The organism is Halopseudomonas oceani, from assembly GCF_963677335.1.
GTDB lineage: Bacteria > Pseudomonadota > Gammaproteobacteria > Pseudomonadales > Pseudomonadaceae > Halopseudomonas > Halopseudomonas oceani.
Map to the genome: position 1 here is coordinate 2,048,837 of NZ_OY781932.1, position 26,593 is coordinate 2,075,429.

At 54.2% G+C, this 26,593-nt stretch carries 36 protein-coding genes; 27 read left to right on the forward strand and 9 right to left on the reverse strand.

Annotated features, from left to right (window positions below):
* Nucleotides 1-5: 5 nt before the first annotated feature.
* Entirely contained in the window at nucleotides 6-218 is a 213-nt protein-coding gene (locus tag ACKPCU_RS09560) for a hypothetical protein (RefSeq protein ID WP_321346186.1), read from the reverse strand.
* A gap of 194 nt (nucleotides 219-412) precedes the next feature.
* On the opposite strand from ACKPCU_RS09560, the gene ACKPCU_RS09565 reads away from it, so the two are divergent.
* The gene (locus tag ACKPCU_RS09565; RefSeq protein WP_104738274.1) at nucleotides 413-730 is read left to right on the forward strand and encodes an ORF6N domain-containing protein; all 318 of its coding nucleotides are present in this window, start codon (nucleotides 413-415) and stop codon (nucleotides 728-730) included.
* Here ACKPCU_RS09565 and ACKPCU_RS09570 read toward each other — a convergent pair.
* The 6 genes from ACKPCU_RS09570 to ACKPCU_RS09595 all read right to left on the reverse strand — a co-directional run bounded on the left by ACKPCU_RS09570 (nucleotide 672) and on the right by ACKPCU_RS09595 (nucleotide 5,405).
* Nucleotides 672-1,259: a LysE family translocator gene (locus ACKPCU_RS09570; RefSeq protein WP_104738275.1), complete on the reverse strand. Its 588-nt coding sequence runs from the start codon at nucleotides 1,257-1,259 to the stop codon at nucleotides 672-674. The two genes, ACKPCU_RS09565 and ACKPCU_RS09570, sit on opposite strands and share 59 nt — an antisense overlap.
* Before the next feature lie 47 nt (nucleotides 1,260-1,306).
* Nucleotides 1,307-2,149, reverse strand: a complete 843-nt coding sequence (locus tag ACKPCU_RS09575) for an AraC family transcriptional regulator (RefSeq protein ID WP_321346189.1) — start codon at nucleotides 2,147-2,149, stop codon at nucleotides 1,307-1,309.
* Between the two features lie 77 nt (nucleotides 2,150-2,226).
* Complete coding sequence (locus ACKPCU_RS09580) at nucleotides 2,227-3,270, reverse strand: hypothetical protein (protein WP_321346190.1); 1,044 nt, start codon at nucleotides 3,268-3,270, stop codon at nucleotides 2,227-2,229.
* A 109-nt stretch (nucleotides 3,271-3,379) separates the two neighbouring features.
* Nucleotides 3,380-3,958: an LOG family protein gene (locus ACKPCU_RS09585; RefSeq protein ID WP_321346191.1), complete on the reverse strand. Its 579-nt coding sequence runs from the start codon at nucleotides 3,956-3,958 to the stop codon at nucleotides 3,380-3,382.
* A 108-nt stretch (nucleotides 3,959-4,066) separates the two neighbouring features.
* On the reverse strand, nucleotides 4,067-4,795 hold the full coding sequence (locus tag ACKPCU_RS09590) for a hypothetical protein (RefSeq protein ID WP_321346193.1): 729 nt from the start codon (nucleotides 4,793-4,795) through the stop codon (nucleotides 4,067-4,069).
* Nucleotides 4,785-5,405, reverse strand: coding sequence for a hypothetical protein (locus ACKPCU_RS09595; RefSeq protein ID WP_104738279.1), 621 nt, complete (start codon nucleotides 5,403-5,405; stop codon nucleotides 4,785-4,787). The genes ACKPCU_RS09590 and ACKPCU_RS09595 overlap by 11 nt, the downstream gene beginning before the upstream one ends.
* Nucleotides 5,406-5,569: 164 nt before the next feature.
* On the opposite strand from ACKPCU_RS09595, the gene ACKPCU_RS09600 reads away from it, so the two are divergent.
* The 18 genes from ACKPCU_RS09600 to ACKPCU_RS09685 all read left to right on the forward strand — a co-directional run bounded on the left by ACKPCU_RS09600 (nucleotide 5,570) and on the right by ACKPCU_RS09685 (nucleotide 19,151).
* Nucleotides 5,570-5,977, forward strand: a complete 408-nt coding sequence (locus ACKPCU_RS09600; protein WP_321346197.1) for a GFA family protein — start codon at nucleotides 5,570-5,572, stop codon at nucleotides 5,975-5,977.
* A 6-nt stretch (nucleotides 5,978-5,983) separates the two neighbouring features.
* Entirely contained in the window at nucleotides 5,984-6,244 is a 261-nt protein-coding gene (locus ACKPCU_RS09605) for a hypothetical protein (RefSeq protein ID WP_104738281.1), read from the forward strand.
* Nucleotides 6,245-6,247: 3 nt separating this feature from the next.
* A complete protein-coding gene (locus tag ACKPCU_RS09610; RefSeq protein ID WP_321346199.1) occupies nucleotides 6,248-6,880 on the forward strand; it encodes an FMN-binding negative transcriptional regulator in 633 nt (210 codons plus the stop codon).
* 185 nt (nucleotides 6,881-7,065) lie between these two features.
* A complete protein-coding gene (locus ACKPCU_RS09615) occupies nucleotides 7,066-9,063 on the forward strand; it encodes a methyl-accepting chemotaxis protein (RefSeq protein WP_321346201.1) in 1,998 nt (665 codons plus the stop codon).
* 82 nt (nucleotides 9,064-9,145) lie between these two features.
* Entirely contained in the window at nucleotides 9,146-9,844 is a 699-nt protein-coding gene (locus ACKPCU_RS09620) for a class I SAM-dependent methyltransferase (protein WP_321346203.1), read from the forward strand.
* Nucleotides 9,845-9,870: 26 nt separating this feature from the next.
* Entirely contained in the window at nucleotides 9,871-10,356 is a 486-nt protein-coding gene (locus ACKPCU_RS09625) for a hypothetical protein (RefSeq protein WP_321346205.1), read from the forward strand.
* A gap of 48 nt (nucleotides 10,357-10,404) precedes the next feature.
* A complete protein-coding gene (locus ACKPCU_RS09630) occupies nucleotides 10,405-10,956 on the forward strand; it encodes an NADAR family protein (RefSeq protein WP_321346207.1) in 552 nt (183 codons plus the stop codon).
* 289 nt (nucleotides 10,957-11,245) lie between these two features.
* Nucleotides 11,246-11,794 carry an isochorismatase family protein gene (locus ACKPCU_RS09635; protein WP_321346209.1) on the forward strand — a complete coding sequence of 183 codons (549 nt, stop codon included), beginning with the start codon at nucleotides 11,246-11,248 and terminating at the stop codon, nucleotides 11,792-11,794.
* On the forward strand, nucleotides 11,791-12,162 hold the full coding sequence (locus tag ACKPCU_RS09640; protein WP_321346211.1) for a VOC family protein: 372 nt from the start codon (nucleotides 11,791-11,793) through the stop codon (nucleotides 12,160-12,162). The genes ACKPCU_RS09635 and ACKPCU_RS09640 overlap by 4 nt, the downstream gene beginning before the upstream one ends.
* A 37-nt stretch (nucleotides 12,163-12,199) precedes the next feature.
* A complete protein-coding gene (locus ACKPCU_RS09645) occupies nucleotides 12,200-12,565 on the forward strand; it encodes a hypothetical protein (RefSeq protein ID WP_104738289.1) in 366 nt (121 codons plus the stop codon).
* Between the two features lie 62 nt (nucleotides 12,566-12,627).
* Nucleotides 12,628-13,086 carry a hypothetical protein gene (locus ACKPCU_RS09650; RefSeq protein WP_321346213.1) on the forward strand — a complete coding sequence of 153 codons (459 nt, stop codon included), beginning with the start codon at nucleotides 12,628-12,630 and terminating at the stop codon, nucleotides 13,084-13,086.
* A 185-nt stretch (nucleotides 13,087-13,271) separates the two neighbouring features.
* Complete coding sequence (locus ACKPCU_RS09655; protein ID WP_321346215.1) at nucleotides 13,272-13,724, forward strand: hypothetical protein; 453 nt, start codon at nucleotides 13,272-13,274, stop codon at nucleotides 13,722-13,724.
* A gap of 146 nt (nucleotides 13,725-13,870) precedes the next feature.
* Complete coding sequence (locus ACKPCU_RS09660) at nucleotides 13,871-15,022, forward strand: DUF3800 domain-containing protein (protein WP_321346217.1); 1,152 nt, start codon at nucleotides 13,871-13,873, stop codon at nucleotides 15,020-15,022.
* A gap of 90 nt (nucleotides 15,023-15,112) precedes the next feature.
* Nucleotides 15,113-15,481 carry a hypothetical protein gene (locus ACKPCU_RS09665; RefSeq protein WP_321346219.1) on the forward strand — a complete coding sequence of 123 codons (369 nt, stop codon included), beginning with the start codon at nucleotides 15,113-15,115 and terminating at the stop codon, nucleotides 15,479-15,481.
* An 80-nt stretch (nucleotides 15,482-15,561) separates the two neighbouring features.
* Nucleotides 15,562-15,849, forward strand: coding sequence for a hypothetical protein (locus ACKPCU_RS09670; protein ID WP_321346222.1), 288 nt, complete (start codon nucleotides 15,562-15,564; stop codon nucleotides 15,847-15,849).
* Nucleotides 15,850-17,573: 1,724 nt separating this feature from the next.
* Nucleotides 17,574-18,398 carry a hypothetical protein gene (locus ACKPCU_RS09675; protein WP_321346223.1) on the forward strand — a complete coding sequence of 275 codons (825 nt, stop codon included), beginning with the start codon at nucleotides 17,574-17,576 and terminating at the stop codon, nucleotides 18,396-18,398.
* Nucleotides 18,395-18,769: a hypothetical protein gene (locus ACKPCU_RS09680; protein ID WP_321346225.1), complete on the forward strand. Its 375-nt coding sequence runs from the start codon at nucleotides 18,395-18,397 to the stop codon at nucleotides 18,767-18,769. The genes ACKPCU_RS09675 and ACKPCU_RS09680 overlap by 4 nt, the downstream gene beginning before the upstream one ends.
* A 235-nt stretch (nucleotides 18,770-19,004) precedes the next feature.
* Nucleotides 19,005-19,151 carry a hypothetical protein gene (locus tag ACKPCU_RS09685; RefSeq protein WP_321346227.1) on the forward strand — a complete coding sequence of 49 codons (147 nt, stop codon included), beginning with the start codon at nucleotides 19,005-19,007 and terminating at the stop codon, nucleotides 19,149-19,151.
* Nucleotides 19,152-19,308: 157 nt separating this feature from the next.
* On the opposite strand, the gene ACKPCU_RS09690 is transcribed toward ACKPCU_RS09685, so the two are convergent.
* Nucleotides 19,309-19,536 (reverse strand): transposase, encoded by a 228-nt coding sequence (locus tag ACKPCU_RS09690; RefSeq protein WP_407651737.1) that lies wholly within the window; start codon nucleotides 19,534-19,536, stop codon nucleotides 19,309-19,311.
* Nucleotides 19,537-19,560: 24 nt separating this feature from the next.
* The gene (locus ACKPCU_RS09695) at nucleotides 19,561-19,893 is read right to left on the reverse strand and encodes an IS110 family transposase (protein WP_407651739.1); all 333 of its coding nucleotides are present in this window, start codon (nucleotides 19,891-19,893) and stop codon (nucleotides 19,561-19,563) included.
* A 281-nt stretch (nucleotides 19,894-20,174) separates the two neighbouring features.
* Here ACKPCU_RS09695 and ACKPCU_RS09700 point away from each other — a divergent pair, with 281 nt between their 5' ends.
* From ACKPCU_RS09700 to ACKPCU_RS09735, 8 genes are all read left to right on the forward strand, one after another.
* Nucleotides 20,175-20,489: a cupin domain-containing protein gene (locus ACKPCU_RS09700; protein ID WP_321346231.1), complete on the forward strand. Its 315-nt coding sequence runs from the start codon at nucleotides 20,175-20,177 to the stop codon at nucleotides 20,487-20,489.
* Nucleotides 20,490-20,993: 504 nt separating this feature from the next.
* Nucleotides 20,994-21,620, forward strand: coding sequence for a glutathione S-transferase family protein (locus ACKPCU_RS09705; protein ID WP_321346233.1), 627 nt, complete (start codon nucleotides 20,994-20,996; stop codon nucleotides 21,618-21,620).
* A gap of 75 nt (nucleotides 21,621-21,695) precedes the next feature.
* On the forward strand, nucleotides 21,696-21,965 hold the full coding sequence (locus tag ACKPCU_RS09710) for a hypothetical protein (RefSeq protein WP_321346235.1): 270 nt from the start codon (nucleotides 21,696-21,698) through the stop codon (nucleotides 21,963-21,965).
* A gap of 166 nt (nucleotides 21,966-22,131) precedes the next feature.
* Nucleotides 22,132-23,985 (forward strand): M48 family metalloprotease, encoded by a 1,854-nt coding sequence (locus ACKPCU_RS09715; protein WP_321346236.1) that lies wholly within the window; start codon nucleotides 22,132-22,134, stop codon nucleotides 23,983-23,985.
* Between the two features lie 159 nt (nucleotides 23,986-24,144).
* Complete coding sequence (locus tag ACKPCU_RS09720; RefSeq protein WP_321346238.1) at nucleotides 24,145-24,651, forward strand: TFIIB-type zinc ribbon-containing protein; 507 nt, start codon at nucleotides 24,145-24,147, stop codon at nucleotides 24,649-24,651.
* A 186-nt stretch (nucleotides 24,652-24,837) separates the two neighbouring features.
* Entirely contained in the window at nucleotides 24,838-25,347 is a 510-nt protein-coding gene (locus ACKPCU_RS09725) for a DUF6653 family protein (RefSeq protein ID WP_321346239.1), read from the forward strand.
* A gap of 73 nt (nucleotides 25,348-25,420) precedes the next feature.
* On the forward strand, nucleotides 25,421-25,900 hold the full coding sequence (locus ACKPCU_RS09730) for a GNAT family N-acetyltransferase (RefSeq protein ID WP_321346240.1): 480 nt from the start codon (nucleotides 25,421-25,423) through the stop codon (nucleotides 25,898-25,900).
* Nucleotides 25,901-26,105: 205 nt separating this feature from the next.
* Nucleotides 26,106-26,504, forward strand: coding sequence for a hypothetical protein (locus ACKPCU_RS09735; RefSeq protein ID WP_321346242.1), 399 nt, complete (start codon nucleotides 26,106-26,108; stop codon nucleotides 26,502-26,504).
* Nucleotides 26,505-26,593 lie beyond the last annotated feature (89 nt).

Consider the following 26,593-nt stretch of genomic DNA (forward strand, 5'->3'; position numbering starts at 1 on the left):
CCAGCCTAGCGCTTGCCCATGGAGCGACGAGTGCCGCGCGGTGGCATGTGTACCCGCTTGGTATGCGGATCGAAGCCGGCCTTGCCTTGCTGCGGCGATGCCGCTTTGCCGTTTTGCTTGCTCGCTGCGGCGAAGAGCGCGCCGAGGCCGGTCGGTTTCGTTGCGCCGACCGATTCCGTGTTTTCATCGCTCAGGCTGTGATCGTTTTGCTCGCTCATTTGCGGCTCTCCGGAGGCTGGGGCGGCGAGTATAGCTGCTTGCATACGCTGCTATAAGTCCTTGTTGCTGTGCTGCCGTGATACTCCGCGCTGCTCTCTCTGGCCGTGTTGGCACATCTGCGGCGGGAAATGGCTATGGCCGCAGCCGGTGTTTTGGCAGAATGCCGGGCTAACCTCCGCTACAGACAGTGAACATGCAGCCTATTCAGTTTGCCAACGCAGACACCCTCAGTCTTCGCCAGCTTGATGAGCTGAACAAGGCGCCCAAAGGCACCAGCTTTCGGGTTTTTCGCCGTTGTGAAGCTCAGCTGCAGGAGGGGCAGGACTTCTTCTACCTGGCTGCCGACGAGCACAAGGCGCTGATTGACAGCCTCAAGGCGAGCGGGCAGATCTACGCCACTACCGTCAATCTGGTGCTGCTGACCCGCTCGGGTTATGAGCGCATGATTGCACTCAGCCGAGCAGACCAAACCAGCCAGACCCCGCCAGCAGCACCCCCATCAGCAGATTGAAGCGGCGCATCGCAACAGCTGAATGCAGCCAGTGCCTAGTCTTCAGACCCAGCCATGCCCAGAGCAGCATGCAGGGAATAGCCATCAGCAGGAACAGCAGAGCGAGCAGCCAGGCCGGAGCGCCGGAGGTGCTCATGAATACGCCCACGACCGCCAACGCAACCGTCCAGGGTTTGGGGTTGATTACCTGCATCAGCGCGGCTGCGCCAGCGCCGAGCGGTTTATCCGTTACCGCGTCTGGGTCCTGTGCGATCTCGGCGCTGGCGATTTTCCAGCCAAGCCAGCTTAGCCAGAGCGCTCCAGCCCAGCCCAGCACCGCGGCGATCTCCGGTCTAGTCAGCAGGGTTACGCCGGCTCCCAGGCCGACTGCGAGTACCAGACCTGCCGATGCCAGGCAACCGCCGAACACGATTGGCAGACTGGCGCGCAGGCCGAAGCGCGCGCTACTGCTCATCGCCAGCAGATTGGTCGGGCCGGGGGTGATGGAAGCGACGAAAGCAAATACAAGAAAGGGCAACAGGGGGCTCAAGGCGGGGTCTCCCGAAGGTGGATTCGAGAGTCAGTCTGCCGTGCGTCTCAACGTCGGTCTGGAAGGCCTGTGCAGTGCTGCTGATAGTGGGCAGGCGTCAAGCCGTAGGCGCGTTTGAACCAGCGACCAAGGTGGCTCTGATCGGCAAAGCCCAGCCCGACAGCGACATTGGCGGGCGCCTTGCCCGCTGCCAGTTGCCGACGGGCTTGCGCCAGTCGCAGCTGAACAAGATAGGCGTGCGGAGCGATGCCGAATGCGGCCTTGAAGGCGCGGTTCAGGCGAAAGCGATCCACGCCAGTCACCATCGCTAGCTCATTCAGGCCAACATCTTCGTGCAGGTGAGCGTGCAGATAGTCCCGGGCGCGCAACGCGACTTGCGGCATGCGTGGGTCCGCTTCGGTGCGCTTGCGCCAATGGGTGTGCGCGGACAGCTGGCTGAGCAGATAGTCCAGGGCGGTCTGCCGGACGATGCGCAGCTCATGTTGGTGCAGAGTCTGAAAGGTACTGGCGATGGCAAAGATCAGCTCTGGCGACTGCGCTACGGTCATGCTCATGCCCGGCACACAGTGCTCGGGTGCATCGGCAAACAGCCCGCGTAGTTCGCGCTCCATCCAGCCTGGATCCAGATACAGCATGGAATAGGTGAAGCCGTCTTCGCTCGCTGCCTCGCCGTCATGCACCTCGCCCGGCTCGATCAGAATGACCTTGCCCGGCACACTGTCGTAACGCTGGTGTCCGCAATTAAAGCGCTGCACGCCCTGCTCGGTGTAGCCGACCAGATAGCTGTCGTGCCAGTGCGGATCGTAGGCGTGGCCCTCGAAATGGGCACGAATCGTCTCAATACCGGTATCGGCATCCTGCTTGAGATCGATCCAGTTGCTGGTCTTCATGCGCACGGCTTCGGGTGACGGGTGTCAGTGCAGCATAACGCAGTGTTTGCGGGTGTCTGGAAGATTTGTGCACAGGTTCAGTTTGCTTTCTGAACGATGGCTTTCACCAGATGACTGGGGATCTGTAGTTGCACCGATTCATCGCCAGCCGTGCGCACGACCAGTGTTTCGCCAAGAGACCAGACGATAGTGGGCGATTCCAGTCGGCAGCGCTGTTCGCTGGTTACGCCTAGCCCGGTATCGCAGAAGGCTGAATCCAGCTCGACTGACTTGGCTTCGTATGCGCCTAGCCCGACGGCCCTGACCACGGTTTCCGGCAGGCTCGTCAACAGGCCGCTGTAACCGCAAATCAGGATGCCGAAAAAGGTGCCGAAGAGCAGGCTGGCGTTCCAGCCAGCAAAATGCGCTATGGCAGAAATGCTGGCGATGGCTGCCAGTACACAGATCAAGAGGACCGTTGCTGCCAGCATTAACCACGGAGGTAGTCGGTCCAAGGCTTCTGCACTGCCTTTGAGTACCTGAAAGGTCAAACCAATAAATAGCATGGCGGCAAAAAACACTGTCCATACGAACTTCAGGGTGGTCCGCTTGGGTAGCTTGAATCTCAGGGCGATGAGCAGGCCATAAGGCGCACAGGCGAGGACGCTTGTGGCAATCATCAGCTTCACAGCGTGTCCCGGAAACCAGTACACGGCTGGCCAGAAAAGCAGGCCCGTTGTCACGAACGGGCCGAAATAGGCCAGTGCTGCGAGCTCCATTACCTTGTTCTGTCTTGCTCTATCTGCTTTGGGCAGGTTTTGCTGAATACCGCTCTTGACCTGTTGGTTGTTCACGTACCCGTGAAAGAGCACAACGCCAGGTAACGTCAGCAGTATTACGACGTAGCCGACAATCAGTACGCCTACACACGCGGCGGCCAGCAGCAGCGAAGAGAACTGAAATAGGTCAAAGCTGGGGTAAAACTGGTTTCTATAGAAGTACTGCAGGAACAGGAGGAAGCCAAGAAGTGGCGGCATGACCTTGAGTAGCAGAGTCGAGTGCTTGCGCAGCAGAGGCGGCAGACGCTCAAGCGTGAGGTCTATAAAATCAGGGCTTGGCGGCTGTTCGCTCCATGGGGTCATACATGCATCCATGCTGATGAGTCGGGTCTGGATGCATCATAGCCGGAGCGGTGCTCATTCAGCCAGGCAACCTGCCGCCGCTCTGTGCGTCAGGTTACCTTTCCCTTGCTCAGCGTTGTTCCGCCTTAACCCATTTGGACACGCTTGGCGGGGTATAGCTGCGGACCTTGTCGAGCAGGGTGTTTACTTCGCCGTCAACGATCAGCATGTCGCGGTAGGGCTGGCGCATGAAGCCTTCGGTGACGGCGTGGTTGAGGAACTCGATCAGCTTGTCGTAGTAACCGGCGGCGTTGAACAGGGCGCAGGGTTTCTGGTGGTGGCCGAGTTGGCCCCAGGTCCAGACTTCGAACAGTTCTTCAAAGGTGCCGACGCCGCCGGGCAGGGCGATAAAGCCGTCCGACAGGTCGGCCATCATGGCCTTGCGCTCGTGCATGGAGCCGACTTCGTGCAGGGTGGTCAGGCCTTCGTGGGCGAGTTCGCGTTCAACCAGATGACGCGGGATCACGCCGGTCACCTCTCCGCCAGCGGCCAGTGCAGCGTCGGCAACGGCACCCATCAGACCGACCTGAGCACCACCATAGACCAGGCCAATACCGGCGTTGGCTAGCGCGGTGCCGAGCTGTTGGGCGGCGGTAAGATACTCGGGGTTGTTACCGGGGCTGGACCCGCAGAAAACGCACAGACGCATGGGCTCTCCTGATGAGCTGAGGGGCGGGGAACGCTCAATGCAAGAGCGTCGTGAGGGCTGTCGATCTTACCCCCGCGAGGCTAATTTTTCCAGATTAGTCTGGTGCGGCTAACTGGTGATAAGCACGCGTGTTGCCAGCCCGGCGGCGATGCTGAAACCGAAACTGAGGAGCGTCCCCAGCAGGACATACTCGGACACCGGCCGTTTGGCCTGGCGGGTATCGTTGAAGCGCATGATGCTTTTGGCTGCGAGCAGAAAGCCGATAGCAGACCACTGCCCCATAACCACAAAGGCAAAGATCAGCATACGCTCCAGAAAACCGATCAGTCGGCCTGCCTGTTTCAGCGAGCGCTCATCCTGCAGGTCGCTGTGGTTGAGCCACGGGGTCAGAATCAAGGCGATCAGCGTTGAGGTGGGATGCAGGAGAAACAGTGCTGCCAGCAGCACTATCAGCACGTCTGGCTGAAGCAGCGCTGAGGCGCCCTCTACCAGTGCGTCCCAGCGACCGGTTGCACCGCTCCAGAGTAAAACCAGGACGGCGATTGGCAGTATCTGGCCCAGCAGCAGGCTGGTTGCAAAACGTGGCGGCCTGGTGATGCGTTGATGTTCCAGAATCAACTGGCTGACCAGTACGATAACGAAGGCCAGCAGCGCGGTTGTCAGACTCTGCGACAGCAGCAGAACAGCCGTCGCCACGGCCAGCGGCAATGCCTTGAGCATCAACCATGCCCGGTGCTGTGTCCTGGTTGCCTGCTCCGGCAGTGGCCGGGCGCTGGCCCAGAGGCTACTCAGCATGTGCAGCACCAGCATCAGCGGCAGCAGTACGTTATCGGCCATCGGTGAGTTCCTGAATCCATTCGCGGCTGCGGGTAAGGTAGCGGTCGATCAGCGGTGCTTCGGCGCGTTGCAGCGCCTTATGCACGGTGACCTGGGACTTGCCGACCTGCTCGGCCAGCGCTTTTTGACTGGTGTTGGTGGTTGCGTGCAGCCACCAGGTTTCGGCCTCTACCCGCGTCCACTGATCAATGATGCGGGCGACAAACGCGGTCGGCAGCTCGGCGCGGTCGAGCAGGGTAGCATCGTGAGTGAACAGGCCAAGCGTTTCCTTTTTCATGCTGTCGAGCCCCTGACCCGACAGGACAAAGGCTTCCCCGTAGCGGTTGCCTTCCGGCGCGGGGCCTATGCCGATGGCTATGCGTGCATCGTAGCGCGCGTGCTCGGGGCTGGCGGCAATCAGGGCTGCCCGCAGCAGCAGTGCGCAGCGCATGGCGTCAGTGGCTGTTTCGAGTGTCAGTTGGAAGCCGTCGCCGCGGTAAATCTCATGGCTAAAGGTACAGACGTCAAGCAACTGCTCCAGTACCTTTCGTAGCTGATTGATGTATTCCTGCGTATTCTCGACACCTTGAGAGTCGATCAGATCGCCGGTGAGTACGGCTGCAATGGTCATAAGAGGCCTCTGGGTCATCTGTGCTGACGTTAGCCTTTAAATGCTAATTTTTCAATATTAGCCTCTGGAGGGTAATTTTTTGCTTGCGCTGGCCTGATGTGGAAAAGAGGGAGGGCGGAGCCCTTAGCTGCTATCCGATAGCTGAACAACAGCAAGGAGTCGCCATGATTACCGGAAGTTGCCTGTGTGGTGGTATTCGTTTTGAGATTGATCAACCGCTGGCACCGATTCAGGTCTGCCACTGTAGCCAATGCCGCAAGGCACAGGGCACCGCTTTCGCCACCAATATTCCCGTAGCTGAGGCGCACTTTCGGCTGCAGGAAGGTGCTGAGTTGCTCAGAAGCTATAGCTCGTCACCGGGTAAGCAGCGCTGTTTTTGCGACCGCTGCGGCTCACCGATCTATAGCTGCCACGAGCAGGTTCCGGGCGTGCTGAGGGTGCGTGCCGGGATACTGGATGGTGAGCTGGAGAGCAGAATGCAGGCGCACTTTTTCACCGCACACAAGGCCAACTGGTTCGAGATCAACGATGATCTGCCATGCTTTGCTGGACGGGCGCCTGCGGCGGAGTGATGGGCCATGCTTGAGTTGCTGGAAGCCCTGGCGCGCGGGCTACTATTGCTCGGACGGTTGATGCTGGAGGCCGGCGCGGTGCTGGATATCAGCCTGCGCATACCGGGGCGCTGGCTGTTGCGTTGCCTGTGGCCACCGCATTGGTTCAAGCCGCACATTTATCGCGGTTGGCTGGAGAGTGCGGCTGGTATGGTGTTTTGGTTAGTGTTGGCACTGTCGCTGTATTATCTGGACCAGAATCTGTCTACCTGGATGTCACTGGAATAGCCCATGTACTTGCCCGCTCACTTTGCCGAGACCCGCAGCGCAGAACTTCACGCGCTGATCAATGCCAATCCGCTTGGCGCGCTGGTGACCTGTGGGCCGAGCGGGCTGGACGCCAATCACATTCCTTTCGAATTACTGGCCGAGCAGGGCGAGCACGGCACGTTGCAGGCGCATCTGGCGCGGGCGAACCCGCTGGTCGAGCAGATCGTCGACGGTATGAGCGTGCTGGTCATCTTTCAGGGGCCGCAGGCTTATATTTCGCCCAACTGGTACCCGAGCAAACAGGCGTCGCATCGTCAGGTGCCTACCTGGAACTATCAGGTGGTGCACGCGCATGGCCGTATCCGCCTGCGTGACGACGAGCGTTATGTCCGTGGTGTGGTCGCGCGGCTGACCCGCGAGCATGAAGCGGCCTCTGGGCAGCAACGCCCCTGGAAAATGACTGACTCCAGCCCTGAGTACATCAACCAGATGCTGGCGGCCATCGTCGGAATCGAAATCGAGATTGAGCGGCTGATCGGCAAGTTCAAGCTGAGCCAAAACAAGACGCCGGAGGATGTGGCCGGTGCCGCAGCGGCGCTTGCAACTGGCGGGCGTCACGATTTGGCCAGGGCGATGGGCAAATCAACACCCTGACGCCTGCGATTGGCGAGTGAGTCAGGAAGCCCTTTTTGGCTCGAAAAGCGGCACGTTAGCCCTGAACTGGTGCGCAATAGAGCCGTTTGTGGCGGTCAGGGCCGGTAACTGCGTGGCAAAGTAATGGCACTCTTCTTGCTGAGACATCTGCCCATTCAGTCAGGTTTTCCTCAGGGTCCGCCATCATGTTGTCCATGCTCCGTAATCTGTCCATGCGCGGTAAATTACTGTTGCTCATCCTGCCTGCGTTGGCGGGTACGTTGTATTTTTCCGGCTCCACCGTCGCTGATCGCTACACGCATCTGAAGAGCACCGAGTCTTCTCAGGCCTTGTTCGATCTGGTGCTGACCGCCGACCCTGCGTTGGAAAACCTGCAGAAGGAGCGTGGCCTGACGGCGCTGTTCATCGCCAGCGGTGGTGCCGATGGCCGGGTGGTCGAGCGACTGGAAGGGCAGCGCGCGGCGACGGATGCCAGCCTCGCCGAGCTGCGCTCTGCCATGGCCGCGCTGGAAGGACGCGAGCGCACGGTTGTGGCCGCGCAGCTGGGCTTGATTAACGAGGCACTGGATATGCTGGCACCATTGCGTGAGCGTGTGATCAACGAAGACGTTGATGCGGACCAGTCCTATCAAGTCTATACCACTGCGGTCGAGCGCTTGATCGCGCTGATTCCCGAGATTCTGCTGCACTCCAACGAACCGCGTCTGACGCGCATGATGGGGGCTTTTCTGGCGCTAACCGAAGCGACCGAGTGGGGCGCACGTGAAATGGCCGCCGGGGCGCAGGTTCTGAGTGAGGGCACTGTATCGCTGACGTTGGTGAGCAAGGTCAGTGCTGCCGGTGCACGCAGTCAGGCGTTGCTTGATTCGGCGGCGGATCTGATTGGCCCGACCCTGCAGGGCCAGCTGGAAGCCTTGCAGCAGCGGCCTGAAAACGCTGCCTTTGCCGCATTGCGCAGCCGGCTGATTGGCTCCGAGTACGGTTTTCTCGGCATGGCCAACATTGAGTGGTTCGATAGCGCCAGCCAGGCGGGTGACGGTGTCTATCAGGTCAAGCAGCAATTGGCTGCGGATATGGAGCGCGGGACCGAGCTGGTCTTGAGTGGTGCCCGGTCGCAGCTGCGTCGTGCGGCGATTATTGGTTGCGTGGTCATTGGCTCGGTGCTGTTGCTGGCTTTGCTGATCATCATGGGCGTATCCAGTCAGGTGAACCAATTGCTTGGTGATTTTCGTCAGGTGATGGAGCGCAAGGACCTGTCGGTGCGTACCCGGGTTTGCTCAAAGGACGAGATGGGGCTGATTGGCACGGCGCTGAATGGCCTGATCGAGACCTTCTCCGGAGCGCTCAGCCAGATTGACGAAACCAGCGTCCGGCTGGCCTCCGCCTCGGAGCAGACCCGCGCAACGGCCAGTCAGAACTCCGATCAGGTAGGCCATCAGCAGACGCTGGTCGATCAGGTGGCGGCGGCAGCGGAGGAGATGTCCAGCACCTCGGAAGAGATCTCGCGTAATACCCAGCAGGTGGCTGAGGCAGCGCAGCACGCGTCCGCCCGCAATGAAGCCGGCCGACGGGTTGTGCAGGAGAGTGTTGGCCGCATTCGTCATCTGGCGAATGCCATCGAACAGGTCAACGGCCAGATGGAGCGGCTGCAAACGAGCAGTGAGTCCATGACTCGGGTTATCGACGTGATCAAGGCGGTGGCTGATCAGACCAACTTGCTGGCGCTCAACGCAGCGATTGAAGCGGCCAGGGCGGGTGAGCACGGCCGCGGCTTTGCCGTGGTTGCCGATGAGGTGCGTAACCTGGCACGGCAGACCCACGACTCCACCGTTGAAATCGAAAGCATGATCAGTGGTTTCCGGGACATCACCGACAGCGTTCGCGGCGCGGTAACCGATAGCCACAAGCTCGCCAACCTCAGTGCCGACGAAGCCGCGAAACTGGAAGACACCCTGGCCGCTATTCTGCAGGATGTTGACCGCATTTCTGGTATGTCTTCACAGATCGCCGCTGCTGCTGAACAGCAGGTGGCGGTAACACGCGATATCTCGCGCAGCATGAGTTCGGTGCGGGAAACCTCGCTGCAGACCCTTAGCGGCTCGCGGGAAATTTCCCAGGTGACTGACAGTCAGGCGCAGCTGGCCGGTGAGTTGCAGGCTTTGGCGCAGGGATTCAGGGTCTAGCGCGTGGCGGGTTGACAGCTGCTGTATGGTGGTTAAAAAGAGCGCCTCACGCGCTCGTGACCACTCGGCATCAGGACTCACCATGGACGACAAGGCACTCCGTGAACTCTTTGACCGGCAGGCTGCCGGATACGATCAGCAGTGGGCGCACATGGCTCCCATTCGTGATGCGTTGCACTTTCTTCTTGAGGCGGTGTTCTTCCCGCTGCCGGTTAACGCCAATGTGTTGTGCGTCGGCGCGGGTACTGGCCAGGAGCTGTTGCACCTGGCCATCGCCCATCCGAGCTTGCGATTTACCGCGGTGGAACCGGCTGGCGCGATGCTTGAGCAATGTCAGCTGAATGCAGAGCGGTTGGGCGTTGCTGATCGTTGTACCTTTCATCATGGCTATCTCGACTCGTTAACCGACGACCCGCGCTTCGATGCGGCGACCAGCTTTCTGGTATCGCAGTTCATTCTCGATCGTCACGCCCGCACGGATTTCTTTCAGCAGATTGCCCGGCGCCTTAAACCGGGCGGACTACTCGCTAATGCAGACCTTACTGGCTGTGCCGACCCGGAGCAGCAGCGGCGCCTGATTGCATTATGGGCGCAGGCGATGTCTGCCGAGCCGGTTACTGCCGATACTCTGCATAACATGCAGCAGGTTTACAGCAACGATGTGGCGGTGTTGCCAGCGGCAGAGGTAGAGTCGATCATCAGTGCTGGCGGGTTTTCGACTCCCGTCGTTTTCCATCAGGCGGGAATGATTCAGGCATGGGCTGCGACCCGCCGACTGTGAGTGGCTGTGCTAGCGGAGGTGTGATCATGACTAGACTGATAGCGGGCTGGTTCGCTTTGCTGCTGCTCAGTGGCTGTGCCAGCAGCTACTGGAATCAGCCGCTTCCCGAGCGGCTGACCGAAAACATCTACCTCACCGCAAGCAATGCCGGAACTGGTCTGATCAGCTTCTTGCAGCGCAACGATGGCCGAACGGTGGACGTGGATACCTACCTTGACGCCAGCATGTCTCGCGCCGAGAACCAGAGGGTACAGGCACAGTGCAAGGTCGATATTGACGCCCTCATTGGTGGCAAGGTTAACGGCCTGCCTCTGGCGTTGCCGGCCTATCAGACCCTGTCTGCGCTTGACTGTGAGCAATATCGGCTGGTGCTGGAAACCGGCCCGGAAACCCTCTACCAATACAGCTCCGGCGGGACCGGGATTGTTGTCATCCATCTGCGTGGTCGTTTTGCGGTGTCGAGCAAGGAACGTCACGGCACAACCGTTTATGTTCTGCGTGCGGCTGACTGAACACCTGCGGCGGCGCGCATGGGATGGCAAACAGACAGTGGAACAGCAGTGAATATCAGAAACACAGCGCAGCTTATCGATTGGGTCAATCACGGCAACAAGGTCAAGTACGTCTTTTTCTGGGGGCATCAGGAAAAGGGCAGCGAGGTCACCAAAAGCTGCTTCAGCCAGTGGTATGACGCCGGGTTTGAGGTTGATGGGCAGTCGTTCCTTACCGCTGAGCATTACATGATGTACCAGAAGGCGCGTCTGTTTGCTGATGGCGCTGCGTGCGAGCGGGTTCTGGCTGCCGGCAATCCGGCAAAGGCGAAAGCCGTCGGCCGCGAGGTGGTCGGATTTGATCAGCATCGCTGGGAAGAGGCCAGATTCGAGATTGTGATTGATGCCAATATGGCCAAGTTTTCCCAGAATCCCGAGCTGAAGGCTTTTTTGCTGGGCACCGAAGACAGGGTGCTGGTTGAAGCTAGTCCAGTGGATCGGATCTGGGGCATCGGTCTGGCGCAGGATGCCGCCGCGGCGGAAAACCCCAACAGTTGGAAGGGGCTCAATTTGCTCGGTTTTGCCTTGATGGAAGTACGTGAACGGCTGCGCAGGTCATAGCGGCCTGGCCGTAGCCAGCGAACTTGAGTCAGGTCGGGCAAATGGCGAAGCCGAGCGGTGCCGGCCGCTGAGGGAGCACCATGGGAAGGGCAATCCAGGCAGATGGCCAGTGACAATTTGCTCGGAACTGTAACTGTTGACCTAGAGCGCCATCCATTAGGCTTTGCAGGCAATGGCAGATTCAAGCGCAGTTACCGATGCGCCCGGTTTGCTGCCAGCTGTTCGCGCTCTTCTTGGCCCGGCACCCGCCCGAGCTTGAGCTAATGCACGATTATTAAAGGGAATTGGTATGAAGTCCGCACTATTGGTAGTGGACGTGCAGAGTGGGGTATTTGGTTCGGCCAATCCGCCGTTCCAGTCCGATGCCGTCATCCATAATATCAATGCACTGGTCCGACATGCCAACGCGCAGGGGCTGAAAACCGTGCTGATCCAGCATCAAATACCCGGGATGCTTGAGCCTGATAGCCCTGCCTGGCAACTGTACGCTGGCCTGACTGATGCCGAGCAACGGATCAATATACGGAAGCAAACTCCGGACGCATTTCAGGGCACCGACCTTGCCGACCGGCTAGCGGAAGAGAGTATCGAACACCTGATTATTTGCGGTTACGCAAGCGACTTCTGTATTGACAGGACCGCGTTCAGCGCGGCGAGTCGTGGCTATCAGGTGAGTCTGGTGGAAGACGCCCATACCACCCATGACAAACCCCATCTTGATGCTCGCTCGATTATCGCGCACCACAGTTTCACGTTATTCAAGCACCCCAATATCGGGCTGACCTCCACCCGGGCGCTGACTCAGGGTGCCCCCCATCAGGAGACTGTCGAATCATGAATGAGCATGAAAAACTGAACTATGTGGAGTTGGGGGCGAAGGATCTGGAGGCCACCAAGCGCTTTTTCTCCTCCGCGTTTGGCTGGACCTTCATAGACTACGGCCCCGAATACACGGCATTTTCCGGCCAAGGCCTGGACGGCGGGTTCTTCAAGGCAGATACCTGTAATCGCGCAGACAGCGGCGGCGCGCTGCTGGTGTTCTACAGCGCAGATCTGACCTCCACTCTGAACAAGGTGGTTGCCTGCGGCGGGGAGGTGGTTAGACCGATTTTCGAGTTCCCCGGCGGTTGTCGCTTTCACTTCATCGAGCCCAGCGGCAATGAATTTGCGGTCTGGTCGGAAGCGCGCTCGGCAGTCAATCGGTAATCTGTACCCCGCGCCCTGAACGCAACGGAGACCTGTAATGAAAAATTGGCTGTTGGTTATCGCCCTGGCCGTAATGCTGGTTGGCTGCGCCGAGCCAGTACCGGAAAACCGGCTGGATTATGTTGGTGAATGGCGCAGCAAGGAGATGAGCCTGCTGATCCTGACCGACGGTTCCGTGGCCTACCAGCGCCTGAAAGGGGGCGGGAGCACCTCCATCACGGGGCCGATGCAGGGGTTTGATGGCGACGACTTTGTGGTCGGCGTGCTGTTCATGACCACCCGGTTTGAGGTAAGTGAACCGCCCCATGAGGTCGATGGTGAGTGGACCATGATCGTCGACGGGGTTCGGTTGTGGCGGGTGGCAGAGAAGTCGGTCCCCGTTGAGCTTAAGAACACCATCTGACAACAGCGTCATGGCAAATAAACCGCCAGCTCGGCAATGTCAGTCGAGAAGAAGGTAAACACATGAAAACACCAATCTGCTTCGTCCTCCTAGCGGCATTCTGCGCCCCTGTGTGGGCTGCCGTCACCGAACAGGACGTAGCTGCTGCGCGGAAGCCTGCACTTGGCGGCGACGCCAATGCAACGGCCACGCTGTTCAGCCTGTATGCAGACGCCGATGGTGCAGTGGCGGAATGGATTAACGAAACCCTGGGGGAAGTCGCTCAGGCTTATCCCGGAGTATTCCTTGCTCAGTTGGTTGAATATAACCGCGGCGCTGCTTGCACCAACATCGTTGCGCTTGGTCCGGACTTTGTGGACGAGTATCAGCTACAGGCCAACGAGCTGACAGCCCGCCGCGCAGCGCTGTTATCAGTCAACGACGCACCACTGCTGCATGCGCGAGAGCGCTGCGTCGAGCAGCTCAATCAGGCTATCGCACGAAGCACTGCCGCGGCCGCGTTGATGGATGCAAGCGACTGACAAGGTAATGCTCTCATTACCGCGTGTTGAGGCCACAGAGCACGAGCAATTCAGCGATATGCGCTACCCGGCGCAGTAACCTCTGATGTCAGGGCCGCCGCTTCAAGTGGCACAGCGGCTTTACCTGCAACGGTGATGGGATTAATGTCGTGGTATGGCAATAAGCCTGTCTCAGGAGCCCAAGGATGGAGCGCAGACCTACTGACACTGCAAACGAGTTCGTAACGATTCTCTCCTGTCTGCCCGGGGCCAGCGGTTTGTTGGTTGCCTCGGTTAGTGGAGCATTCAGGCAAGCTCTCGCAGCAACGCTCGGTAAACGTCACATCAAGGCTGATGCCGGCGCGCGCTGTGATGGGGCGGCGGGCAGCGTCGTGCATACCATCTCCTCCATTTTTCAATATTCAGTTCATTGCCTGCGCCTGTTCGACGCGATCATCGTGGCAGTATTCCAGAGAAAACTCAGACATCCAGGCGCAGCTTTTTGTCAGCGAGGCTCTTCCAATGCATTAGCGGATAGTGGCTGCAGCAGTTCTATACTTAACCCGATTATATGTAGACCGACATGCTATGCAGGTTTATTGAAAGCACAAAATGTGGACGTCACGCTATTACAGCGGGTGTTGCAGGGTTGGCAGTAACCCATTGTTTTAAAATATTTTTTCAGCCGACCGGCTTGAGCATGGAGTGGTGATATGAAGAAGTCACTGATATGCAATGATGAAGCCGTCGGTCCACTCAACTGTTAGCCGGTACGTGAGTAAATTAATCAAGAGTAATACTAGAAATGGAATTTAGCGACAAAAAGTATGAGATCTACTATGACGAATCGAACAACATTAGAAGGTTAGTTTTAGCTGGAGACTCGTACAACATTGATAACGATCCTAATCAAAGTTCATCTCCGATTTTTGTTCTTGCCGGCGCTGCGTTAGGACCCGACAGTGAAGACATTGAATTTGATTTACTTAAAGAAAAGCTTTGTCTTCAAGCAACTGGCAAGGAAGAGTTAAAATTCTCACAAATGGTAAAAATAAAGGCAAAGTACACTCCAGCAGAAGCTTTTCGTTACGCGCTTGGTAGTAAGAGATTCAAAACTCTGTTTGAGCACCTTCTTTCGAAGAATATCTACATTCACTATGAAATGATCAATACTACATATTGGTCATTCTTAGACATCATTGAAGACTTGGTTGTGTGTACGGGTGATCCGGCTGATTTAACACATCAGTTTGTATACAAAGATTGTCTATATCGATTGATAAAAATTAACAAAGAAGAATTTTTGTCAATAATGACGAGCTTTAACTATCCGAATATAGAGAAGAGTGACTCACTAGCCTTCTTAGTATCTGTGCATGAGCATCTTGTTTCTAAGATGAACCTTTTGCATAGTGAGCAAGCTGAAGACGAGCTGGATTATCAAATGCTAGAGTATTTAAGACAGCTATTTGCAAAGTGCATCAAGCGATATAGTGAAAGAGTAGAGTTTGAGCTTGTCTTTGACTTCGAAAAAGACATCCTTATTGATGACTTTTCAGTGTTCTATTTAAATAGGTTAAAGAACTTTCCAAGTTCAGATCATATTTTGGATAATGAGGATAAGGTAGAGCCCAAAATTGCAGAGGCTAGTGTACACGATGATCAGTTAAGGAATATCAGATACGTATTTGTAGATTCTGATAAGCCAGAGAACTACATGGTTCAAATTTCAGATGTCATCGCAGGCTTCATTAAGATCTACTTTGACTTTCTAGAGTATTCTGATATCGATGAAGCTGAAAGTTTCACTTCCACTCTTAACCCGCTTCAAAAAAATAATTTGGTACTGTTTCAAAAATTACTTGATGCTTCAGTCGAAGAGTGTCACCTTTTCTTGCATAGAGTGATTGTTCCCATTGACGAGCACAAAGCAAGTCTCGTGAGTGCACAAATATAACAAGTTGATGCTGTTCGTTCCGGCAACTGCGTTGCCTCCACCGGACCTCCGCTTCGCTGCGGCCGCAGATCAAGGCGTTAAGTTACAAAAATGACTACCGAGCAGAAGAGAGAATATCCAGAAGAATACGAGTTTGTTGGCTTTTTTGAGTGCGAGCCGAAAATGACGGATAGTGATGTCCCGTGGTGCTATAACACAGCGGCGTACACTACCGTCCGAAATGGTCTTCGTGTTGAATGTACAATTAGCCCAGGCTACGGCGATATGGATTTGTTAGTCCTGAATGGCGAGGAGCAATTGGTACGCTTGTCTGTCAACCATATTCAGAAAATTGAGTTTGAGGCAACGGCTGAGTCTGAAAAAATGATAGTGGAGTTTAATGAAGGCACGACTCTTCATCCTCTTATTCTGCAATTGAAACCAACGGTAAGTGTGTCATGGGGCACCGAGCAGCAATAAAACTTAACAAGGCCAGCCAGAGGGGCTTCCGCACTGCGTGCTCCAGCCCCTACTGGCGGCGTTAAATTTATAGGCAAGCGATGGAATACTTTGTATATAACGGTTTTATCGGTTGGTCTTATGGAACCATCGGAAATCCTCAGCTCATTACTGAAAATGATGCCTTGGAGTTAATGAAACGGTGTGGATTAACTCTGGAAGAGATTAGTGTAGACTTTCCTCCAGCCCAATTCGCTGAGAAAGGCGAGCCTCTTTCAGAGTTCTTTGGTGGTACGCGTTTTCTTCAGTATGGTGATATTGAAAAATGCGCAGATACAAAGAAAACAAAATTTAGTGTTCCGCTAAATGTCGAGTGGAACAAAATTTAACAAGGCAAGGCAGCATCGCACCTACGGTGCTGGACTCGCTAACGCTCGCCGCTGCTTGCGGCGTTATACCTAATTAAATTATCAAGGGTTGTATGAAAGGTTCGGGTGTAGGCCTTAACATAAGCAGAAGAGATGATGATGAAGTCGAGGTGAAAATCGACATCTCTTACAACTTTGGCCTTTCTTTCCAAAAAACTTGGTATAACCTCAGATTCACGGATGATAAGTTTAAATACTTTCAGAAGTGCTTGGCAGAAGGTATTAAATCTTGGCATGGCAAGTCGACAATTTGGCAGGCAAACAAAATTTTTATACAAAAGCAAAATCACCCTAATAATTATCGAAGCGTTAGGCTGTATAGGCGCATTTTTATACTGGGTTTTAACGTCGTACCGGCAATGCTTCCTCAGCAAATAGTTCGTGGTATAGTCGAGGCAAGGGTATAACAAGGCGCTGAAAGTGGATTTATTTAAGCTGTCATCTTTTCCGCCTTCGGCAAAAAAGCTGCCAACTCAAATAAGCCATTTAGCGCGGCGTTATGAATATGAGTAAACGACCTAACTTCGTATATCTTGCTGGAATGGTTCCTATCCTCTTCGTGGTAGGTCTTCTGGTATTCCTGACATTCGACAACTTGCTTACTGGTAGAGCTGTTTACGGAGATAAGTTTGGGAATGCATATGAAGTTCAGGGATTTGCCGCAATTTTGGTCAACTTCGGCATATTAGGGCTTGTTGGTTGGCTTGGTTCTTACTTGGCTTTCTTGAAATGGCGCAGGCCAAAGCTCATGCGGTTTCATCGAGCTATTGGGGTGGTTAGCGGTCTTTGTGTAGTGGCCGGGGTAGTATATGGGTTTTCATAACAAGCGGTGGCAGGCGGATCAAATTTCCGCTCGTTCCTCGCTTCAATTTGCCCGCTGCACCGGGCGTTACGTGGTGAGGTTAATTCGTTGAATTGTCGAAACTACAAATTGTGCTTTATGGTAATTTGCTCGTTGATAGCCGGATGCGTGGCAAGCACGCCTCAAGACTTAATACTATCCGAGGTTTCGATTACTTCTAGAAAGAAAATAGAGCAAATTACGGACGTACCGCCTCACGATTCGTGGATTATCGATGAGTTTCTCATCGTTGGCCTAGCAACCAACACGGACCTCATACAGTATGTCCAAGAGCATGATTGTCCATTGAACTACGATGTTCGATTTTGTGAGGACCAAAGTACGCCAATGTTCAACAGCGGTCTTTTCACGAAAATTTCCAGCTTGTACTCTCGACGAATCGAAACCGAGCAGATCGATTTTTCTTCTTTCTCAACGGCTGAGGGAGAGGGTAAATACACCTATTACGCGTTAGTGCCGATGTCATTTTCCCAAGATCAAGAGATATATGGCCGTCCGAAACGAGATGGTGCTGTTTTCTATAAAAAATACGATCTGAGGTCTAGTCCACGGGACCTATGCTTCAAGATTAGCGGCTATATTTATGGCTTCGGTTTTGAGTCAAACATGGTCACTTTGCCGGCTAATGAGATTCAGTTTCTCACCAATGAATAAATTCACGCTAGAGATCGCAACGTCACCACGTAACAAGTCAAGCCACTCGGACGCCGAAACCGCTGCGCTGTTTCGGCGTTGGTGCTTTGGGCGTTAGGGCTACGGAGGCTACGTGCTAAATAAGTATGTTTTGATCATAATCTGTAGCCTTATTTTGCAGGGTTGTGTCATGGCCACAAAGAGTATCACGGTACCTCACGCAAATTATAAGATTGATGCATCAATCGATAAGCAAAGGCTGATTGCGCTCGAAAATATTGATCAGGCTCTTATATCACTAGGATTTAACTTGCAAATGAATGATTGGAAAGCTTGGGAGCCAATTCTAGAGCAAGATAGATTGACTGAAAAAAAGCAAGAACGAAGATATGTCAAAGGCAATTTTGAAGTGTTTTATGGGGTTCTTTATCAGACGAATAATTTAGGCTATATCCGCTTAAGTTTCTATGAGCATGATAAGCGTCAATTTTCTGAAGAAGGAATTGGCCTATATTACCAATTAGAGAGAGAGTTTTCTGATCGAGGGTTGGTACATCTTTCGGAAACGCGCGATGACATTAAAGCTTCTCGCCCTGTTGTCAGTCCCGAAGAATTCAATCAGCAGAATCCACTGCCGCCGTTTCGAGAAAAAGTCAAGTATGCGGCACTTGCTGCTCTGAGTTTCATTATCTATGGGGTTGTCATACTATTCCCAGGCTGGCTCGCGTTAAGAAGACTAACCACCTATATATCCAAAAGCTATAGTGCGAGGCGTTGCATTTTAGCAGGTGCCTCTTCTTTGTTGCTGTTCCCAATACCCATACCAATGTCCATGTTTGGTCCAGTGCTCTTGGTTCCCGGTATGCTAATGCTGCCGTTTATATTTGGGTTGCCTGAGCAATACATTAATTATTTTGGTCTATCCGCTGGCTTAACATTGGTTATTTCAATAGTAGCTGCTCTTTGGCTAATTAAATCAAGCCCTAACAATGCGTTGCACCGGACAAGCCGGTGAACGCGGAGTTAAATAGCAACGGAGGCACTGTGCCAATAAAGAGAGTAATAGGAGCTGCCGTAGTCGCTTTTGCTGTCCATATTGTATTTCAGTTGATCAACAATGTTGGAGCTCTTAAACAGACAGCGGATGCCTTTTCTACCCCGGAAGACTCTTTTTGGATATATGCCGGGTTGGTGTTTGTTAATTGTCTAATCGCCACATCAGCTGGTGTTCTTGGAGTATATTTAATTAGGTCAAAAGAACTGCTTTTGCGGTATACCGTTCCACTTGCTGTTGTAATGGCTCTGTTTGGTGGGCTTAGTGTCATTTTGGGCATCGTGGTGATTGGAATAACCGTTGCTCAAAAGTGCAAATCAAATGCAATTTAACAAGGCCGTCAATCTGGCAGCTTTTGCGTTGCGCCTTTTGTGCTTTAAAATAGCACAAAATCCTCTACTCCAAGGCTGCAAATTATGACAGTGTTAAATGTTATCAGAAATGGATAATACACATATATTTGCATTGGAAGACAGCTTCTTTGTTGAGAAAAAGGGCTTAGTGCTTGTAGGGAATTGCTTGGTGCCAAAAATTGCTTTTTTGTCAAATTAGCAATTGGAGCTGGAGTTGCCGAATGGTGAAATTGCAGCAACCGAAATAATCGGTTTTGACTATTTTACAAAGTGTTTTGCTGAAAATCAGGCAATAGGCGTGTTAATCACTTTGCAACAAAAAGAGCAAGCTGCATTGGGCGCAAAAGTTTATTTGCGGTAAGCATTTAACAAGTGACTGTGGTGTCAATGCCTCAAATCAGGCTGTTTTTTCACGCCACGGTTCTTGGTTTTTCACCATAGTATTGAGTATCACAATCATTTTGCGCATGCAGGCAGTCAGCGCGACTTTGGGAAGTTTTCCTTGAGCTTTTAGGTGCTCATAGAACTGCTTGAATACCGGGTTGCATTGGATAGCTGACATCATGGCCATGAATATCACTGTCATGACGGCCGCCAGGGATCCGACGCTTGCCCGTCAGCTTGCCGCTATCGCGGTTGATGGGTGCAACACCGACCAGGGCAGCTATTTCTCGCCGGTTAAGCTTACCAAGCTCTGGAAGCTCACTCAGGAGCGTAAACGTCAGGACTTTGCCAACGCCTGGCACGCTGGTCAGGATGTCTGTTTTGCTTTACCAATGATCGACCTTGGCGACTTCCTGCTCGATCTGCTTGGTGATGGGTTTGATCTGGGGCTGGAGCGCTTTGAGTAGACTATTGATGGACTTGTGAAGTGATTTTGGCAAGATCTGCAGGCGGTTATTCTCCATGGTAGACATTTCCATGAGTTGGCTGCGCCTCGCCAATAGATCTTTGACTTTTTGAGAAGTTTTATCCGGTATAGGCTTGAATTCTGGCTTCAGCGTAGCGGCATATTTGGCAATGATCTGGGCGTCAATGCGATCAGTTTTTGCCAGCACACCGATAGCCTGGGCATAGCGCCGCACGCTGATCGGATTGACCACAATGATGGGTAGACCGGCCTGACTGCAGGCCTAGACCAGGAATATCCTGAGACAGATACGGCATCAAAGAAACAAGCCGCTACTAGAAGGTGCGGAGTATACGCTGATCGGGTACTTTGTTCTTCCAGAGCATTGTTGACTCGATAATTATTACCAGCCAATGCGCAATGGGGGTTAACACGCGCCAGTACAACGCGCCTACGACGCGCGCCTAAGACGATGGACTCGCAACAGGTTGCTCGCCTGCGCGGTGAGCCTTATATATTTCAAGGAGTTTAGACATGGCAGGAGATTATCCAGATAAAATCAGGCGGCTCCCGTTATTTGACGGTAGATTTGATGCATTCAAATTGGAAGCGGAAAATTGTGATGTGCTGTTCGCTTCGTATCCTGCTGGAACAGATATACCTCCTCATGAGCACGAAACAGATAATTACGGCGTAATTACTAAAGGGCAGCTGGTTCTTATCATTGGTGATAACGTGCAAAAATTTGGGGTTGGTGAGTGGTATCACGTGCCGGCGAACGTAGAGCATGCGGCGAAGTTTGACGTTGAAACGGATGAGATCGAGTTTTGGTTTAAGTCCGATGCATAACGAACGTACCCATTCCGCCGCACAATGCGCGGCGGCACACGGCCAGCGTTGCTCAATGTGCTTATGAAGCAAGCACTTTATCTGCTTTTGCTGCAACCAATGATCAGGGTAGCTATTCTGGTTGCGGCTTATCATATTGGGCACCTGGTCGCAGAAGGCGTCGGCAGGGAATACCAGGGCGGGTATTCCTGGGGGTTAACCTTGAGTGTGTCCACTGCCGCGTTCGCGCTATTGTCGGCATTGGAGGGCATCGCTGTGTTGCGGTGTCCAGGCAGGGCGCTGATGGCGGCGATCTGTACATCCGGCCTATTCATTGTGTGGCTGGCTTTCAATGTCGGGTATACAGGAGGATGGGCTCATCCTTACCGTTTGGCCTATTTTCAGCTCTGTGCTTTAGCTGCTGTGTGGCTGCCTGTCGCTGGATATCGGTTAGCGAGATCCGTCAGACCGGATCTCGGTGACTGATGCGAGCCTTGGCGACTAGAGCGCTAGGAAGGTGAATGCATGAAACTCTACGACGATCCAATGTCTGGTAATGGCTACAAGGTGAGGCTCCTACTCTCACACCTTGGCCTTTCCTATCAGTACATCCCCATCGACATTCTCCGCGGCGAGTCCAGGACAGAGGCATTTTTGCAGAAAAACCTGAATGGCCGTATTCCCGTTCTTGAGCTCGATGACGGTAGTCATTTAGCAGAGTCCAATGCCATTCTGTACTTCCTTTCACAAGGTACTGAATATTGGCCAGCAGAACGGTATACGCAAGCACAGGTAATGCAGTGGCTGTTTTTTGAGCAGTACAGTCACGAGCCAAATATTGCAACGCCTCGGTTTTGGCTGAAGACCGGGATCCTGGATGATACGCCTTTCAATACGGAGTTACTGACGCAAAAGCAGCGTGCAGGAAATCAGGCCCTGGCTGTAATGAATCAGCATCTGGCGAGTCATACTTTTTTCGTCAGTGAGCGTTACTCCATCGCAGATATCGCTCTCTATGCATACACGCATGTAGCAGGAGAGGGCGGCTTTGAGTTGTCGCAGTACCCGGCAGTAGTCGCATGGCTGCAACGAGTGCGTGAACAGCCACGGCACATCACTATTGATCACTGGAGTGCCGCAACGCCCCCGTAGGCTGTCAGAGAGATGACTCGCAGCACCTCTCATATGCTGCAGTTGCGGGAGCTAGATTATGACTAGGGCTAAGTTATGAGTGGTGTTGAGTACATCGCCTTTCAGGAGCTGAATCGTTCGCAGCTGCTTGACGTTGTGAACAAGGAAAGGGTTCGCAAGCATCTTGTTTCTCACGACGCATTTGATGAGGCTACCTTAGAGGCCTGGATTGCCTCTAAGGTAGATGTGGATATGACGGCTGGCTGCAAGGTTAGAGGGATCAAGGTTGACGGTGACGTCGCGGGTTGGTGTGGTACTCAGTACGAAAACGGTGGCAATGAGCTGGCACTGAGTGAGCGGGTTTAACCAGGCGCTGTAGCCCGCCGCCAGGACACCGCTACGCTCGATGTGCTGTACCAGCGGAGCCACTGCTATGCCTTGCTTTACTCCGACTCGCGGGAAAAGGTAGTTTTCTCAGCCAGTCAGTTACCGGTATCTTTGCTGTCGGAACAACAAAACGGTGTCAATGGACATGACCAACGACGAGTTTGACGCGCTGGTTGCGCGCCTTGAAAGTCAGGCGGTGCGCCGCCCTTTGCTGTACAAGATGCGCGTGCTGCTGCTGGCGCTGCTGGGATATGGCTACATTACCTTTATGTTGATTGGGTTGCTGCTGATGACCTTGCTGTCGTTGGCGGCCCTCAAAGGTATCGGCCTGAAGCTGGCAATTCCGTTGCTTATTCTCATCTGGGCAGTGCTCAAGGCACTCTGGGTGAAACTTGAGGCGCCAGAGGGGCGACGGCTGACCCGGAAAGAAGCCCCCGCTCTGTTTGCGATGATCGATGATCTGCGTAGACGCCTTAAGGCGCCCCGGTTTCACCGGGTGCTAGTGACACATGACTTCAATGCCTGCGTAGTACAGACGCCGCGATTGGGGATCTTCGGCTGGCATCGCAACTATCTTGTGATTGGCCTACCGTTGATGAAAACCCTCAGTGTGGAGCAATTCAGGGCCGTGCTTGCCCATGAATTTGGCCATCTGGCTGGCGGCCACGGCCGGGTTTCCAACTGGATCTACCGGCTGCGTCTCAGTTGGCATACGCTGATGTCCTCGCTTACCTCCGAAGGTCGTTTTGGCACCTTTCTGTTTCGCCGCTTTTTCAATTGGTACGTGCCTTATTTCACGGCGTATTCGTTTCCGCTGGCTCGGGCGAACGAATATGAGGCCGATGCTGCGGCAGCGCGCCTGACATCGCCTTCTTCCATCGCTGAAGCGCTGACGGCGGTTAACGTTGTTGGTCGCTATCTGGATGAGCGCTATTGGGCCGATATCCACCGGAGTGCCAGCGACTTGCCGCGTCCTGCTTTTGCCCCGTATGGCAGCCTTGCCGACAAGGTTTCTGTGGGGCTGGAAGATCAACCCGTTCAGGAGTGGGTGTCGCTAGCCCTTGACCGAAAAACCAGTTCGGAAGATACGCATCCGGCGCTTGCTGACCGCCTGAAAGCGCTTGATCAAGCACCACAGCTGAGTTTGCCTGCCGAGCAGGACAGGGCGGAAAAGTTGCTGGGGGACTCGCTTTCGGTTGTGACCGGGGAGCTTGATTCACGCTGGGAGCAGAGCATCCTGCCTGCCTGGGAGGAGCGCTACCAGACTGCCGAAAAAGGGCGTGCGCGCTTGGCCGAGTTGGCGGCGGAGATTGCCAGTGGCGTTGAACTGACGGATCAGCAGCAGTATGAACATGCGTGCCTGACCGAGGAGTTTGGCGACGGCGCCGATGCGGCACTGCCAATGTTTCGCGCGCTGCAGAAAGCCTCGCCTGATCATCCCGTAGCTTGTTATGCCTTGGGCGCGCGGTTGCTGCAGCGGAACGACCCTGACGGCGTGGCGCTGGTTAAGCGGGCTATCGAACTGGATGACGACGCACGGCTTAACGGATACGAACTGCTTCGTGACTACTATTGGGGCATTGGGCAGGAGCAGCAGGCCCACGAATGGCACGCGAAGCTTGTTGAGCGCCACCACCTGCTTCAATGCGCGCAAGCCGAGCGTGCGCAGATTACCTTGAAGGACAAGTTTGATCCGCATGGGCTGGATGCTGAACAGCTCGCGACGCTACGTGCGCAACTGAAGGGTATTCGTGGGCTGACTCGGGTTTATCTCTTGCGCAAACGGCTGGAGGCTTTTCCCGAGCACCCGCTTTATGTTCTCGGCTACTGCTGCACGCCGTGGTGGGGGCTGCGCAATCGCAAAAGGACCAAGGCGCTTGCTCAACGCATTGTGGATACCGTTTCCCTGCCGGGCGAAGTGTTTGTTCTGAACGTGGAAGGCGACAACTACCGTTTCGGCCGCAAGTTCTTCTGGAAGCGTGGGACGAAAGTACTTTGAGATGGATTGGGCGCGGTCTGTTATAGCGGTTGTGCTAAGTGGGAGTTGAGTTGGCTGGCAGAGCAGCATAACGCTGCCAGCACTCATTCTGCCCTGGCTGCTGAACTAAATGTCATAAAATTTGGAGGTCGAGTGCATTGTCCAAAGTGTAGAAATGAGGTGCTCAAGCCCGCAAAGCTGGAAGAGGGGCTGCCTGCGATGGGGTGTTCGGCGTGTGATGGAGCGCTTCTTTCTTTGTTGTACTACCGTGACTGGGCAGAGAGGGCGACGCTGCCATCTCCCGAACAGACTACCAATGAGCTATCCGATGAGCAGGACGCAAAGGCGGCACTGTGTTGCCCAAAATGCAGCCGGATCATGACCAAGTATTCAATTGCCGGCTCAGTGGGCACGCGGCTTGATCTGTGTGGCAACTGCGATGAAGCCTGGCTGGACGGTGGAGAATGGAGCACCCTAAAGGCGCTCGAGCTGGCCCAGAAGCTGCCGGCTGTTTTTTCTGATCAGTGGCAGCGGCGGGTTCGCATGGAGCGAACCGAACTGGATCGTGTTGAAAGGCTCACACGGCTGGTTGGTCATGCTGACGCAGAAAAGGCTGTAGATGTGAAGAAATGGTTGGCTTCAACGGCGAACCGGGCACAGATACTGCATTTTCTATCGATTGAGTGAGCACGGGGATTTCTGGTAGCCAACCACACGGCTGTCAGTTATCCGCAAGCTGTTGCTATTGACCGGCGATCCAGGGGGCCTATCCTCTCAGTGAATTTGGGTTTTGTGGGTGTATGTTCTTTACCTGCTGGTACGTTTTATTGGGAGCAGGGATCGTAGCGTTATTGGAGACTGGTGAGGGCCAAGGTGACACTCGAAAGAAAAGTGGCAAGCTTCTTTTTGTTAACTGATGAAAATTGGATGAAGCACGCCAACCCCTGGAGCGTGTATACAAGATACTCTGTCTTGCCTTTGATCGTTCTCGCTTTCTGGAGTCGTATCTGGATTGGCTGGTGGTGTTTGATTCCAGGTCTGCTCGCCATTTCGTGGATGTTCTTTAATCCCATTTTTTTTAGTAAACCCAAATCAACAAAAAACTGGGCATCCAAATCAGTGTTGGGGGAGAGGGTTTATCTCAATAGGGATAAAGTGCCTATCCCGGATATTCACGTCACTTACCTATACAGCATCCTCAATTTTATTTCGGCGACGGGGATGGTCCTTTCCATCTGGGCAGTTGTCTACTATTCGGTTTGGGGGGCCGTACTCGGGGTCGCTTTGGCGTACCTTGGGAAAAGCTGGTACCTGGATCGCATGGTCTGGCTCTATGAGTCAATGAAGTCAGAAACCGAAGAGTATCGGAAGTGGGAATATTGACGTATGAACGTTAAGCCTCCCTCGTCGCAGCGGGTTGGTAGGTTGTGCGTTCGCCTGAACTGGAAACATGTGAATGGATATTAAGATTCGCGCCATGCTTCCAGCTGACCTCTCTGCTACCGCCGTTGTCCACCGTTCAGCCTTTGCCCGCCAGAAGCTCTCTATTGAATGGCTGACCGCAACGCTCAACGCCCACCCGCGTTTTCTCTGTTACCTTGCAGAAGAGCAGGGCAAGGTGGTGGGCTACATTCTTTGGGCGCAGAAGAGCGGGTTTCGGGATCAGGTCGTGCTGGAGCTTGATCAGATTGCGGTGCTGCCCGATCTGCACGGTCAGGGAGTGGGCCGGGCGTTGATCGATCAGTCGCTGCCGATGGTCAAAGCAGCGCTTGCGCAGCAGGGCTCGACGTTGAAGCACATTGTCGTTAGTACCCGTGCCGACAACCACGCGCAGCGTCTTTACCGCGATGCGTTTGGGGCTGCGGTCGTCGCCACCATCAGTGATCTGTATTCTGCTGATGAGGTGTTTATGGTGGCGAGAAATACGCCTTTGTAGGGGACAACGCTGCCCGGCAGTCTGCTACCAAGGGCGCGAAAGTATATTGAAAACCGCGATCGGCGATATTGCTGACTAGAACGAGGGTGGTTCTGTGGGGTTAAGGCAGCTGTATCGCGCATCCGCTTGGACGTTGTTTTTTCTGTTTTTCGGTGTTTGGTGGCTCGCTGATATGGTTGTGGGTGGAACGCCTGCAGGACACGCGGTGGTTACAGTTCTTGCCGATTTTTCTAACGCCCTGCAGCTGGCGTGGTTATATCAGTTGAATGTGGATCTGGGACGGCACTGTGGATTTCGATCCAGTGGCACTGAAAATCGGTTTGTCGCGATGCTGGTAGCGTTACTCGTCATCCTCGTATTCATCCCAAATGGGCAAGCCGCTGAGACATGGACTGCATGGTTCGCCTTCATCGCGCTGTTTTTTCCCTTGCTGTATCTGACCAGCGCGCATGTTGCGCAAAAGCTGGTTGCATGCGAGGCGGCTGCGCTGTGGCATCAGCGTTCTCGGGGTGGAGCAACGATGATGTTCATGTTCATCGCAATTGGCATCTGGTTTCTGCAGCCGAGGATCAAACGTTTGCTGGTCGAAGCGGCTCATCGCTAGGCGCTGTCATGGTCGCTGCTTAGGAAACGAGATCATTCGAAAGCACAACGTAGAAGACTCTGCGGCTTTTATCGGTGAAGAAATCGCCG